This is a genomic window from Geobacillus thermocatenulatus, from assembly GCF_002217655.1.
GTDB classification, from domain to species: domain Bacteria; phylum Bacillota; class Bacilli; order Bacillales; family Anoxybacillaceae; genus Geobacillus; species Geobacillus thermocatenulatus.
In genome coordinates this window covers 31210-44448 of the sequence record NZ_NEWK01000001.1, presented here as the reverse complement: position 1 = coordinate 44448, position 13239 = coordinate 31210, and the positions used below count along the sequence as shown (strand labels likewise).

At 52.8% G+C, this 13239-nt stretch carries 13 protein-coding genes; 1 reads left to right on the top strand and 12 read right to left on the bottom strand.

Going from position 1 to position 13239, the window contains the following annotated elements; translation table 11 throughout:
• Positions 1 to 20 precede the first annotated feature (20 nt).
• The 12 genes from B9L19_RS00280 to B9L19_RS00220 all read right to left on the bottom strand — a co-directional run bounded on the left by B9L19_RS00280 (position 21) and on the right by B9L19_RS00220 (position 12394).
• The gene (locus B9L19_RS00280; protein ID WP_025949230.1) at positions 21 to 1307 is read right to left on the bottom strand and encodes an adenylosuccinate synthase; all 1287 of its coding nucleotides are present in this window, start codon (positions 1305 to 1307) and stop codon (positions 21 to 23) included.
• 217 nt (positions 1308 to 1524) lie between these two features.
• A complete protein-coding gene (dnaB, locus tag B9L19_RS00275) occupies positions 1525 to 2889 on the bottom strand; it encodes a replicative DNA helicase (protein WP_025949231.1) in 1365 nt (454 codons plus the stop codon).
• A 78-nt stretch (positions 2890 to 2967) separates the two neighbouring features.
• The gene (gene rplI, locus B9L19_RS00270; protein ID WP_025949232.1) at positions 2968 to 3417 is read right to left on the bottom strand and encodes a 50S ribosomal protein L9; all 450 of its coding nucleotides are present in this window, start codon (positions 3415 to 3417) and stop codon (positions 2968 to 2970) included.
• A complete protein-coding gene (locus tag B9L19_RS00265) occupies positions 3414 to 5390 on the bottom strand; it encodes a DHH family phosphoesterase (RefSeq protein ID WP_089113808.1) in 1977 nt (658 codons plus the stop codon). Before B9L19_RS00265 ends, rplI begins: the two co-directional genes overlap by 4 nt.
• A gap of 46 nt (positions 5391 to 5436) precedes the next feature.
• A complete protein-coding gene (locus B9L19_RS00260) occupies positions 5437 to 6363 on the bottom strand; it encodes a YybS family protein (RefSeq protein ID WP_025949234.1) in 927 nt (308 codons plus the stop codon).
• A gap of 136 nt (positions 6364 to 6499) precedes the next feature.
• Entirely contained in the window at positions 6500 to 6736 is a 237-nt protein-coding gene (rpsR, locus tag B9L19_RS00255; protein WP_008880812.1) for a 30S ribosomal protein S18, read from the bottom strand.
• A 97-nt stretch (positions 6737 to 6833) separates the two neighbouring features.
• Positions 6834 to 7328, bottom strand: a complete 495-nt coding sequence (gene ssb / locus B9L19_RS00250) for a single-stranded DNA-binding protein (RefSeq protein ID WP_011232944.1) — start codon at positions 7326 to 7328, stop codon at positions 6834 to 6836.
• 30 nt (positions 7329 to 7358) lie between these two features.
• Positions 7359 to 7646, bottom strand: a complete 288-nt coding sequence (gene rpsF, locus B9L19_RS00245) for a 30S ribosomal protein S6 (protein ID WP_011232945.1) — start codon at positions 7644 to 7646, stop codon at positions 7359 to 7361.
• Between the two features lie 214 nt (positions 7647 to 7860).
• Entirely contained in the window at positions 7861 to 8961 is a 1101-nt protein-coding gene (gene ychF / locus B9L19_RS00240) for a redox-regulated ATPase YchF (protein WP_025949235.1), read from the bottom strand.
• Between the two features lie 239 nt (positions 8962 to 9200).
• A complete protein-coding gene (locus B9L19_RS00230; RefSeq protein WP_089113807.1) occupies positions 9201 to 11222 on the bottom strand; it encodes a molybdopterin-dependent oxidoreductase in 2022 nt (673 codons plus the stop codon).
• Positions 11223 to 11278: 56 nt separating this feature from the next.
• Positions 11279 to 11476 (bottom strand): DUF951 domain-containing protein, encoded by a 198-nt coding sequence (locus B9L19_RS00225; RefSeq protein ID WP_089113806.1) that lies wholly within the window; start codon positions 11474 to 11476, stop codon positions 11279 to 11281.
• A gap of 12 nt (positions 11477 to 11488) precedes the next feature.
• Positions 11489 to 12394, bottom strand: coding sequence for a mechanosensitive ion channel family protein (locus tag B9L19_RS00220; RefSeq protein ID WP_025949239.1), 906 nt, complete (start codon positions 12392 to 12394; stop codon positions 11489 to 11491).
• Between the two features lie 184 nt (positions 12395 to 12578).
• Between B9L19_RS00220 and yyaC the strand changes: the two genes are divergently transcribed.
• The gene (gene yyaC / locus B9L19_RS00215; protein WP_025949240.1) at positions 12579 to 13202 is read left to right on the top strand and encodes a spore protease YyaC; all 624 of its coding nucleotides are present in this window, start codon (positions 12579 to 12581) and stop codon (positions 13200 to 13202) included.
• Positions 13203 to 13239 lie beyond the last annotated feature (37 nt).

Here is a 13239-nt window from a genome sequence, read left to right as displayed (position 1 = left end):
CCACCGTCCACTGTTGCCGCTTACGCGTAGACGCTGCGGACGACGTTCGTTTGCGAACGGTCCGGTCCGACGGAGAAAATCGAAAGAGGGATGCCGGTGAGCTGGGAAATGCGCTCGACGTAATGGCGGGCGTTCGCCGGCAGCCCGTCTAGACTTTTCACCCCGGTGATATCTTCCGTCCAGCCAGGAAGTTCTTCATAGATCGGCTCGCATTCGGCCAACACTTTTAAGCTGGCTGGAAATTCTTCGAGCACTTGGCCGCGGTAGCGATAGGCGACGCAAATTTTCAACGTTTCAATGCCAGTCAACACGTCGATCGAGTTAAGCGACAAGTCCGTAATGCCGCTCACCCGGCGGGCATGACGGACAACAACACTGTCAAACCAACCGACGCGGCGCGGACGGCCGGTCGTCGTCCCATACTCGCGGCCGACTTCGCGAATGCGGTCGCCGATTTCATCGTGCAGCTCTGTCGGGAACGGCCCGTCGCCGACGCGCGTCGTATAGGCTTTCGCCACCCCGACGACATGCTTGATTTTCGTCGGCCCAACACCGGCGCCGATCGTGACCCCGCCAGCGACTGGATTCGACGACGTGACAAACGGATACGTTCCTTGGTCAATATCAAGCATGACGCCTTGCGCTCCTTCGAACAAGACGCGGCGCCCTTCATCGAGCGCATTGTTCAATACGACAGATGTGTCACAGACGTATTTTGCGATTTGCTGGCCGTACTCGTAATACTCTTCAAAAATGTCCTCGAAGCGGAACCCTTCGGTACCGTACACTTTTTCGAACAACATGTTTTTCTCTTCCAAGTTGCGGGCCAGCTTTTCCGCGAACACATCGCGGTCGAGCAAATCGATGATGCGGATGCCGATTCGCGCCGCTTTATCCATGTACGCCGGCCCGATTCCTTTTTTCGTCGTGCCGATTTTATTGGCGCCTTTCCGCTCTTCCTCGAGTCCGTCCAATTTCAAATGATACGGCAAAATGACATGGGCGCGGTTGCTGATGCGCAAATTATCGGTCGAAACGCCGCGCTCATGCAAATAGGAAAGCTCGGCGACAAGCGCTTTCGGATCAACGACCATGCCGTTGCCGATGACGCAAATTTTGTCTTTATAAAAAATGCCCGACGGGATTAAGTGAAGCTTATACCGCTCCCCGTTAAACACGATCGTGTGTCCGGCGTTGTTCCCTCCCTGGTACCGGGCAATGACTTCCGCGTTTTCCGATAAAAAGTCTGTAATTTTCCCTTTTCCTTCATCGCCCCATTGCGTGCCGACAACAACGACTGACGACATGGCGAGCACCTCCAGTTTCCTCGGTCTAAACATTGTCAGTGTACCAGTTTTCAGACATAAAGTCAATGAAACACGAACATTAAAAGAAAATATCGCCTTTTTTATTCGTTTATTAATGATCAGGAAGGCTCCCTCTTCAACACCGCGGGTGTAAACGGGGAAATCGTCAAAGGCCAAACGAACAAAAAGGCGCTCGCCGCCGGCAGCGTGGTCCATCTTACGCCCCCGGTGGAATTTGCGCCTCATCGAAACGGCGCTCTAAGTTGACGAATTTATTGTACTCTTTAATAAAGGCGAGCTGCACCGTCCCGACCGGGCCGTTCCGCTGTTTGGCGATAATGATTTCGATGATGTTTTTGTTCTCGGAATCTTTGTTGTAGTAGTCGTCGCGATACAAAAAGGCGACGATATCAGCGTCTTGCTCAATACTCCCCGATTCGCGAAGATCGGACATCATCGGCCGCTTGTCCTGGCGCTGCTCAACGCTGCGCGACAGCTGTGACAAAGCGATGACCGGCACTTCGAGCTCGCGGGCGAGCGCCTTTAACGAACGGGAGATTTCCGACACTTCCTGCTGGCGGTTTTCCCGGTTGCGCCCACTTCCTTGAATGAGCTGCAAATAATCGATCACCACCATGCCGAGGCCGCTTTCCTGTTTCAAGCGGCGGCATTTGGCGCGAATGTCGCTGACGCGGATGCTCGGTGTGTCGTCAATATAAATGCCGGCGTTTGACAAACTGCCCATCGCCATCGTCAGCTTGCCCCAATCTTCCGGCGTCAGCCTGCCGGTGCGCAAGTTTTGGGCGTTGATGTTGCCTTCGGCGCAAAGCATCCGCATCACAAGCTGCTGGGCGCTCATTTCCAAGCTGAAAATCGCAACATTTTCGTTCGTCTTCGTCGCCACATTTTGGGCGATGTTTAATGCGAATGCCGTCTTCCCGACCGATGGCCGGGCGGCAACGATAATCAAGTCGCTGCGCTGAAATCCGGACGTCATCCGGTCGAGTTCCGTGAATCCGGTCGGGATGCCGGTGATGTCCCCGTTCCGGTTATGGAGCATTTCAATGTTGTCATACGTCTGTACAAGAACATCTTTAATATTTTTAAAGGCGCCTGAATGTTTCCGTTGGGAAACCTCCATAATTTTCCGTTCTGCTTCATCGAGCAAAACGTCAATTTCATCTTCCCTTGTATAGCCATCTTGGGCAATCGATGTCGCCGTGCGAATGAGGCGGCGAAGCAATGATTTTTCTTCCACAATGCGGGCGTAGTATTCGACGTTGGCCGCTGTCGGCACAGAATCGGCAAGCTCGCTTAAGTAGGAGACGCCGCCCACTTCCTCCAGCTGCTCCAAAGCGGCCAGTTCTGCCGTCACCGTCACTAAATCGACCGGCTCGCCTTTATCTGCAACGCGAAGCATGGCGTGGAAAATTTTTTGATGGGCCGCGCGGTAGAAGTCTTCGGGAATTAATCGTTCCGAGGCGAGCGTCAGCGCAGTGGGATCCAAAAACACAGCGCCAAGCACGGCCTGCTCGGCTTCAATGCTTTGCGGAGGAATTCGTTCTGAAAAAAGTTCGCTCATCGTCTCACCGCCTTTTCCCCCGTTTCATTTCCGTCGATAATGCCCCCGCCATAGCGGGCGGGGGCATCGTCGCTACCGTTATTTTTGTTCCTTGACGTGCACTTTTAAGGTCGCTGTCACTTCCGGATGGAGCTTCACCGGCACATTCGTATATCCGAGGGAGCGAATGGCATCAGCAAGCTCGATTTTCCGTTTGTCAAGCTTCAAGCCGTGCTGGGCCTGAAGCGCCTCAGCGATTTGCTTGCTCGTGATCGAGCCAAACAAACGGCCTCCCTCGCCCGCTTTCGCCGGAATTTCCACCGTCAGCTTCTCGAGCTCTTCTTTCCGTTTTTTCGCATTGGCCAGTTCTTCCGCCGCTTGGCGCTGTTCTTTTTGTTTTTGCGCCTCGAGCGCTTTGATGTTCGCCGGCGTCGCTTCAATGGCGAGCCCTTGTTTGAACAAAAAGTTGTTTGCGTAACCGTCGGCGACGTCTTTGATTTCCCCTTTTTTTCCTTTTCCTTTCACATCTTTTAAAAAAATGACTTTCATGATGGCTTCCCTCCCTCGAAATAGTCATGAATGGCTTCACGCAGCTGCTGCTCCGCCTCTTCCACCGTCACTTCGGACAATTGGGCAGCGGCATTTGTCAAATGTCCGCCTCCACCAAGCCGTTCCATAATGACTTGCACGTTGACATCGCCGAGCGAGCGGGCGCTGATGCCGACCGTCCCGTCGGACCGCTTGGAAACAACGAACGAGGCAACGACGCCGCTTAAAGTAAGAAGCGTATCGGCCGTTTGTGCAATCAACACTTGGTCATGCACCTCGTTCTCGCCCCCTTTGGCGATGGCGATACCATGCTCATCGATCACCGCCCGTTCGATCAATTTTGCTCGTTTCACGTAGTTGGCGATGCTTTCCCGCAGCAATTTTTGCACAAGCACCGTATCCGCTCCTTGGGCGCGCAAGTATGATGCGGCGTCGAACGTCCGCGAGCCGGTGCGGAGCGTAAAGCTTTTCGTGTCGACGACGATGCCGGCAAGCAGGGCGGTCGCTTCGAGCATCGTCAGCTTCATCCGTTTCGGCTGGTACTCTAACAGCTCGGTGACGAGTTCCGATGTCGAAGAAGCATAAGGCTCCATATAGACGAGAATCGGCGCCTCAATGAACTCTTCGCCGCGGCGATGGTGATCAATGACGACGATATGGTCGGTGCGATACAATAGCCGCTCTTCAATGACGAGCGACGGACGATGCGTATCGACGACGATCAAAAGCGTATCCTCGGTGACGAGCTCAAGCGCCTGCTCCGGCTTTAGGCATCTTGACCATAATTCAGCATGTTTTTTCATTTCCTCAAGCAACCGTTGCGCCCCGGCATCCGTTTTGGCCGGATCGACGACGATAAACCCTTCCTTTTGGTTCGATTGGACGACTTTTAAAACGCCGATCGCCGCTCCCATGGCGTCCATATCGGGATATTTATGGCCCATGATGAGCACTTTGTCGCTTCCTGCAATCAGTTCGCGAAGCGCATGGGAAATAACGCGGGCGCGGACGCGCGTCCGCTTTTCCATCGGGTTCGTTTTGCCGCCGTAAAACTTCACTTTTCCATTTCCTTGCTTAATCGCGACCTGGTCGCCCCCGCGCCCCAACGCTAAGTCCAAGCTTGATTGGGCGAGCGCCCCGAGCTCTGGGAGCTGGGACACGCCGGCGCCGATGCCGATGCTCAGCGTCAGCTGGGCATGATGTTTTGCCGTCTGCTCTCGCACTTCGTCGAGAATGGAAAATTTGCTTTTCTCGAGCCGCCCAAGAATATGTTCGTTCAATACGGCAATAAATCGGTCGGATGACGTCCGCTTCAAAAAAATGCCATAGTCGTTCGCCCACCGATTCAACACGGAAGTGACGAGGCTGTTTAGTTGGCTTTTTGCCTGATCGTCCATCCCTTGCGTAATTTCATCATAATTGTCAAGAAAAATAATGGCGAGCACCAGCCGTTCCGCTTCGTACTGCCGCTTCAATTCCAAATGCTCCGTAACATCAAAAAAGTAAAGAAGCCGTTCAGGGCGGCGAATGACCACTTTCAGCTGCTTTCCGTTCAATTCGACGATCTCTTCGTCCGTTTTTCCCCTTTTCACAAAAGCGGCCAACGATTCGGAAAGCTCGGCGAGAGAGCGGCCGACAAGCGTCTGTTCCTTAAAGCAGGCGGCCAAAAAACGGTTCGACCACTCGATTTCTCCCCCTTCATCGATGAGCATAATGCCGATCGGCATTTGCATCAACGCTTCCTCGCCTACTTTTTTCACCCGGTGCGACAAATTGGAAATATAGTGCTCCAACTCTTTATGCAAGGAGCGTTGCGCCCCAATGACATAATAAAGCACAAACCCGACGCCAAGAAGGGCGACGAGGCCAAGCAGCCATTGGAAGTAAAACAAGCCGATCGCCATAAGCACCGCCAGGGCGGCTAACGCATATAACGGATAGCGATACGCTTTCCTTTCATAAAAATGGGACATTCAAGTCAGCTCCTACACTGAAGAAATGACTCACCTTATCCAATTATCATATGCGGCGGCGCAAATCAAATCCTAAATCAATTATACCGAATATCGCCACAAGATAAAGTAGAAAAGGCAGGAATAAGCAAACGACCGTCCCTGCCGCCACCACACCTTTGCCAACCCCTTTTTTGTAAGCGGCGTAGTAAAGAAACGAAAATCCTTGCACGATCATCGCCAGCTGCAACACATACGATACGTTCAACACGGCGATATAGGCAAACGATCCTTCTTTGAACGGGAACAAGGAGAGAAGGAGCACGAAGACATACAACCACAATACCGTTTTCGGCCATGTCAACTCACGAAACGGCGGCCATGAACCGACCGGCAGCTTCAGCCTCTTCATCACCGGCAGCGAGACGATGATCGTCGCGTACGCCAGCGCAAACGAAGCGATGACAAACAGCGTCGGAACCATATAGCCGATCAGCTTCAGCCCTTGTTCGAACTGCCTTTGCATCTCCAAAGGCGGCGCTTGTCCCATTCCCTTCATTAGATTCATTGCCGTGTCAAACGATTCTCGCACGAGCGCAAGCGTATCTTGGATCATATCGACGTGCAAAAATTGAATCGAAATGATGTAATCAAGCACGATATTCGCCAAAAAGACAAGCGCGCCGACAAGAAGAACAAGATAACGGTTTTTCTGTTTCGAAAGCATCGCGCCAACTGCCATACCGACGGTGCCGAACATAAGCGCCATCGGCAGCGACAAAAGCGAGCCGATCAAACCGGAGATGACAAGGGCCGCTGCCAGCAGCAACATAGCCGAAATCCACCCATGGCGCATCGTAAACACCATAAACGGAAGCGCTAAAAACAAAGCGGCGACAATCCCAATGACCGGCGCGTACAGCGCAAGCAAAAACAAAACAGCAAACAGCGCGAGCTCAATCGCCGCTTCAGTGAGGGCGTGCGTTTTTCGCAATGGATGTTCCCCTTTCTTTGTTTTTTTGGTGATTTGACCTCCTTCCCCACTTTCACTCTGCTTGGGAGTGGGTGTCCGCTCAGTCAGAGGAGATAAAAAAAGCAGTAAGGATCCCCCCTTACTGCTTGCTTTCGTCTCACTCATCCGCAACGTACGGCAGAAGCGCCATTTGGCGCGCGCGTTTGATCGCGACCGTCAATTTGCGCTGATATTTCGCGCTCGTTCCCGTTACACGGCGCGGCAAAATTTTGCCGCGTTCAGAAATGAACTTTTTCAGCAAATCGACATCTTTGTAGTCGATATGCGTAATGTTGTTCGCCGTGAAGTAACATACTTTGCGGCGTTTGCCGCGGCCGCCTTTCCGTCCTGCCATGCTGTTTCCTCCTTTCCGTTGCCATCGTTTCCTCATCGGTGGAATGGCCCGCTGCCTGCGCGTTGTTTAGAGACAGGGGCTTCAAGCGATTGGTTTATTAAAACGGCAAATCATCATCAGAAATATCGATCGGCTGGCCGTCATTGGCGAAAGGATCGTCATCGATGCGGCCAAACCCTTTTTCGTTCGGATATTGGTGGTTCTGATCTTGCCCGAATGGGAATGGATCCCCATAGTAGCCGCCTGCTGTCGCCCCTCGCTGCTCGCTCGTTCCTTTCGGCTCAAGAAATTGGACGCTATCAGCCACCACTTCCGTTACGTACACGCGCCGACCTTCTTGATTTTCATAGCTGCGGGTTTGCAGTCGGCCATCGACACCAGCCAAGCTCCCCTTTTTCAAAAAGTTGGCGACGTTTTCCGCCTGGCGGCGCCAAACGACACATTGAATAAAATCCGTTTCCCGCTCGCCCTGCTGATTTGTAAACGGACGGTTGACCGCGAGCGTAAACGTGGCAACAGCCACTCCGCTTGGAGTATAACGCAGCTCCGGATCTCTCGTTAACCTGCCGACCAAAATGACGCGGTTAATCATCAGAACCACCTCTTCATCATGTCGAAAAGATTATTCTTCTTCTTTGACGACGATATGACGGATGATGTCTTCGCTGATGCGCGCTAAGCGGTCGAATTCTTGCACCGCTTTCGGCTCCGATACGACATTGACGATCATGTAATAGCCGTCGCGGTATTTTTGAATTTCATAGGCTAAGCGGCGCTTGCCCCAATCCGTCACGTTCGTAATCTCCGCGCCGTTTTCTTTCAACACGTTGTTGAACCGTTCCACGAGAGCTTGTCTCGCTTCATCGTCCATGTTCGGGCGGATGATATACATGATTTCGTACTTTCTCACGCTCGTCACCTCCTTTTGGTCTAAGCGGCCCTTCCATTGGAAGAGCAAGGAGCAATCATCATTACTCACATTTGTTGATTATACCACGACCGACAACGATAAGCAAGGCAGTTTGCCGCATTCCGTCGGCGCAAACATCTTCCATCGGTATGGTCAAGCCAAAAACGGCTTCCGCGTCGTGCCTGCTGCATCCGCCCTGCCCTCGAACCAATGGTTACACGTTGAACCGGAAATGCATAATGTCGCCGTCTTGCACTTCGTAGTCTTTTCCCTCCAAGCGCACTTTTCCGGCTTCGCGCGCCGCCGCCATCGATCCAGCCGCGACAAGGTCATCGTACGACACCGTTTCCGCGCGAATAAACCCTCGCTCAAAGTCGGAATGAATGATGCCGGCGCATTGCGGCGCTTTCATCCCTTTGCGGAACGTCCACGCCCGCACCTCCTGCTCGCCGGCGGTGAAAAACGTCGCCAATCCGAGCAAGCTGTAAGCAGCGCGGATGAGCTGGTCAAGGCCGGACTGCTCGATGCCGAGCTCCTGTAAAAATTGCCGTTTTTCCTCATCGCTGAACTCAGCGATTTCCTCTTCGATTTTAGCGCAGACAACAATGACTTCAGCGTTGTCGCGCTTCGCAAACTCGCGCACGTCCTTGACAAACGGATTGCTGCTAGGGTCGGCGACATCTTCCTCGCCGACATTGGCGACGTAAAGCATCGGCTTTATCGTCAACAAATGCAGCTGCTTGACGACTTTCATCTCTTCATCAGTGAACTCGAGTGTGCGCGCCGGCTTGCCGGCTTCGAGCGTCTCCTTCAACCGCCGCAAAATGTCGTATTCAAACGCCGCCTCTTGATCCTTTTGCTTGGCGATTTTGCCGACCCGCTCGATTCGTTTGTCAATCGTTTCTAAATCAGCCAACACGAGCTCCAAATTGATCGTTTCGATATCGGCGAGCGGGTCGACTTTGCCCGCCACGTGGGTGATGTTTTCATCACTGAAGCAGCGGACGACTTGGCAAATTGCATCGACTTGGCGGATGTGAGACAAAAACTTGTTGCCAAGCCCCTCTCCTTTGCTCGCCCCTTTGACGATGCCCGCGATATCGGTAAATTCAAAAACAGTCGGCACCGTCCGCTTCGGCCGAAACATTTCCGTCAATACATCGAGCCGCTCATCGGGCACTTCGACGACACCGACGTTCGGCTCAATGGTGCAAAACGGATAGTTGGCTGACTCAGCACCTGCTTTTGTAATGGCGTTAAACAGCGTCGATTTGCCGACGTTCGGCAATCCGACGATTCCTGCTGTCAATCCCATTCGTTCCACTCCTCTTTCCCGTTCACATCTTTCCTCATTATATGGGCTGGCGCAGAAAATGACAAGCGCGCCGCAAGCGGGGAATGTTTCCTCTCCCATCGCTTCAAAAAAGGCGGAAGTTTGCGCCCTTTTCCCAACACTTGGATGACAAAATCATCTTTTCGGATCAACAGCCTCAAACCACATTTTGTCGTCGACAATATCTTTTTTTCTACTGATCCGAAGCAACTGTGAACCGCTTACTTTGCTTCCGACGTGACTTTTTCAATATTGACCAAACAGTCATACAGCGTGCTGCCGCAGCCGTTATCCGACTCCAAATCGGACGTGAGGACGTTGACCGGCCCGCCGAACACTCCCCATTGTCCTTCGTCAATGTTGATCGTGCCTGGGTAGGCGCCATCAAGCACCTTGACCGTTCCCACGAGCGATCCACGGTCGTTGTAAACAAGCGCCCGATCGCCATCGGCAAGACCTTTTGCCGCAGCAACATCAGCCGCTACCTCAATGCGAACTGTCTGAAGCGCTGGGATGAGCGGATAATGTTGCGAATGATTCGAACGGAGTGGATGGATCGTCAACAGCCGATACGGATATTTGGCGGCTCGTGCCGGATTGGACTCCTCCGATTCGGCCGGATACATGATTTGCAACCGGCCGTCCATCCCTTTTTGCTTGGCGATGGTTGACGTAAATTCGTATTTTCCGCTTGGCGTTTGAAACCGGCGGTCGCGCCATGGCACCGGTTCGACAGGCAAAAGGACGCGGTGTTCTGTTTTCAATCGCTTCAGCGTAATGCCGTGATGCTCCAACGGCCGGAGCGCCATCGCAAGAAACTGCTCACGCGTATAGGCAAAATCCTCCCCAAACCCGAGCCTTTTTGCCAGCTCCGTCCAAATCCACAAATCCGGCTTCGCCTCACCCGGCGGGTCGACAAGCTTCGGCCCGTAGTTCAAATACGCATGGTACATCGATGAACAATAGACGTCTTCCTCTTCAAACGAAGCCGCTACTGGCAAAACATAATCAGCCATTGCAGCCGTATCGGTCATGAACTGCTCAAACACAACCACCGTTTCAACGGAAGCGAACGCTTTTTTCATCAAGTTCGTGTTCGGCGCTTGAGCGAGCGGATTGCCGCACGTGACGATCACCATGCCGATCGGTGGATCATTCGCCCGCAATATCTCTTCTCCCTGCTTCATCATCGTCCATGTGCGCGATGCCGTTTTCCGCTCTGGGAGCGTCAATGCGGCTTTATCAAAACACTCGCCCACCTGCAAGTTGCCAAAATTCGCCCCTCCACCCGGAATGCCAACGTTGCCACTGGCAGCGACAAGGGCATCGATCCATCGGATTGTATTGCCGCCGTTCGCATAGCGTTGCATGCCAAGTCCAAGATACGTTGCGGTCGGCCGGTCCCCGTAAAACCGGGCCAGCTCCGTCATTTGATCGCAGCTAACACCGGTATGCCGCTCAATCTCCCTCAATGACATTGTCTGCAATAGTTGTTTGACATCATCAAACCCCATTGTGTGTTGCTTGATAAAGGCCCGGTCCTCCAACCCGAGTCGAAGCAGTTCTTTCATAATGCCCATCGCCAAAAAAGCGTCCATTCCCGGCTTGATGCATACGTAATGATCGGCGATGCGCGCCGTCGGGCCAAACAGCGGATCGATGACCACAATGGTCGCCCCGCGTTTTTTCGCGGCAAGCAACCGCTCGAATAAATGCATGTTCGTGCGGGCGACGTTTCGCCCCCAAATGACGATGTGGCGGCTGTTGTCGATATCTTCTGGCGCATGGCTGTAGGCGTTGCCAAAATCCCATGTCTGCGCCTCAATGCCCGCACCCCAGCAAAGGCTGCCGATAAGCTCTGTTGCCCCACCATAACAATGAAAAAAACGGCGGTCCAGGTTTTTCAGCAGCCCGTTGTTGGCGTAATCATGGCTGTGAAGCACCGCTGTCGGCCCAAATTGTTCTTTCAACTTCCGCATTTTCCCGGCAATGTCATCAAGCGCCTCTTCCCAAGAAATGCGAACAAACTGCCCGTTTACTTTTTTCAACGGATAGAGAAGGCGTTCTTTGGCGTTTACCCGCTCTTTCAACATCCGCCCGCGTCCGCAAATGTTCCCTTTCGTGATGGGATGGTGTTCGTCGCCGTCAACCCGTACGACTTTCCCCTCGTTCACCGTCACCTTCAGCCCGCATACGTCCCAGCAGTTGAGCGGACATGATGTCACATGCGTCGTTTCCGTCATTTTCTCCCCCCCTTTTGCAACAAAAGAGCATGACCCCGCCGCCATGCTTCATTTGCTTATTCTTCATGCTTGATGAGCACTTTTTTCATTTTGCGGATAAACTCTTTGCGCGGCAACAAAACGCTATGGGCGCACCCTTCGCATTTAATGCGGATGTCAGCGCCCAAGCGGATCACTTTCCAACGATTCGTTCCACATGGGTGCGGCTTTTTCATTTCGACGATATCGTATAGGCCGAACTGTTTCTCTTCCATCGATCCACCTCCCTATGACAACGATTGCTCCCGTTGCGGCTTTGCCTCCGGCTGCTCTTGTCCGTCGCGGCGATGCAGCACAAGCCGCGGATACGGGATTTCGATTCCCCGTTCGTCCAACAGCAACTTCACTTCCTTGCGGATCGCCCGAGCGACCGCCAGATGGCGCATCGGCTTCGTTTCGCACGTGATGCGCAATACGACTTCTGAGCTGGCTAAATTTTGCACGCCAAGCAATTCCGGCGGGGCGACCATGTCTTCATACTTCGCCGGCAGCTGCGGAAGAAGCTCGCGGATGGCTTTCTCGGCCTCTTCAATGTCTTCTTCATAGGAGATGCTGACGTCGACGACAGCGAGGCTGTTGTGCAGTGAATAGTTCGTCACTTGAGTGATGCTGCCGTTGGGCAAAATGTGCACTTCCCCGGTCCAACTTTTAATTTTCGTCACCCGAAGCCCAATTGTTTCAACATACCCTTCAAAATTGCCGATGCGCACATAATCGCCGACCGCGAACTGGTCTTCAAAAATGATGAAAAATCCAGTGATGATGTCTTTCACTAAGCTTTGTGCGCCAAAACCGACGGCCAGCCCGACGACCCCAGCCCCGGCGAGCAGCGCTTTAACGGGAACGCCAAACGTATCTAAAATCATCAAGAGCGCAATAAAATATAGTACGTACGTAATGACGTTGTCGAGCAGCCGAACGAGCGTGGCCTCCCGCCGTTCAGAAATGCGGATCGGCGCCTTCTCGCGCACTTTGAACATGTTATGAACGGCGATTTTCAACACTTTCACTGCAATGGCGCATATAAGTAGGATCAGAACGATCTTCAGCGTCCCTTTTCCGATCTGGAGCCACAATTTCTCATCTATCAAAAATGCAAACAATCGGCTCATCGTTTTTTCCATCGTGTTCAACGTTGGCGACACCTCAATCTTTTTCTTGCTCTGCGCTTTTATTTTAACAAGACCGGCCGCTGATTTGTAGCCCGATCTCCCATTATCACGAAGAAAAGGCAAGAAAACGAACATGAAATGTATATCATTCTTTTATTTTCCGTATACTGTTAATACTTTTGAAACGAAAGTAGGAGTGAAGTGAATGAGCATACCATCGATATTTTTCTCGTCCAAGGAGGAAAAGGACCGCGTGTTTTACAATGAGCAAGGGGCGGTGTCGTCGATCGCTTGGCGGATCGCCTCACTGCTCCCCGATCCGCTCGTTCAGCCGGTCGCTATCGTTTGCATCGGCACAGACCGCTCGACCGGCGATTCGCTTGGACCGCTCGTCGGCACAATGCTCAAAGAGAAGCCGTTGGCTCGCTTCCACGTGTACGGAACACTCGAAGAACCAATCCATGCCGTTAATTTGGAAGAAAAGGTAGAAGCCATTCGACTCATTCATCACGATCCGTTCATGATCGCGGTCGATGCCTGCCTGGGGCGGCTGAAAAGCGTCGGCGCCATCACGATTGCCAAAGGACCGGTCCGCCCTGGAGCTGGGGTCAACAAACAGCTCCTTCCCGTCGGCGACGCCCATATTACCGGGGTTGTCAATGTCAGCGGATTTATGGAGTTTTTCGTCCTGCAAAATACACGCCTTCACCTTGTCATGAATATGGCGAAAACAATCGCCAACGGCATTTACGATGCAGAGCGGTTCATCCTCCGAAAAGAGCGGCTCGCTGCCCCTCCGCTCCCAACAGACCGGCATTCATTATGGTAGGCAGCAAATCCCCCTCTTGATCAGCTGTTCAAAGAGG